The organism is Vibrio sp. 1978 (genome assembly GCF_033344345.1).
The window spans coordinates 1-521 of record NZ_JAWPOP010000995.1; the positions used below are offsets into that span (position 1 = coordinate 1).

Annotated in this window: 1 protein-coding gene; it reads left to right on the forward strand. The window is 37.4% G+C overall.

What is annotated here, in order from left to right:
• Positions 1-269: 269 nt before the first annotated feature.
• Positions 270-521 (forward strand): isoamylase early set domain-containing protein (locus tag R8N49_RS30290; RefSeq protein WP_318190842.1); only part of this gene is annotated, 252 nt, incomplete at its 3' end.

The following is a 521-nucleotide window of genomic DNA, read 5'->3' on the forward strand; positions in this document are numbered from 1 at the left end:
TGCTTGAACGCTCGATGAAACACTGGTTAGCAGCATAGCCACCAAACAAACCAGAGTAGTCATCAATGTACGATTCAACTTCAACATATCAATTTCTTCACAACACACTGATTTTCATCATACAGAAAGATCATATTCATACAAGTTTGAAGCACGAAGAGTACACGGTTATTTAACGAGCTATACCAGCATGAATCCGATAACGCTTGAAATACTTATGAAACACGAGTAATAGTTAGAGCAGTTTTTGTACTAACAAGGAAAGATTCATGCTTAAAAAGAGATTTTTCAAAACTAAAGATGAAGTTGAAGTCACTTTTGAACTCGATAAAAACCAATGGGAATCCATTAAAATCGCTGGAGATTTTAATGACTGGCAACCAGAGCCAATGAAACTGGTGAAAAAAAGCGGCCAATTTAAGTTCAAAACACGTCTACCCAAAGAGCAACACATCCAATTTCGTTATCTCCTCGATGAAGTTGAATGGGAGAACGATCCTCAAGCTGATGCTTACGTTCCA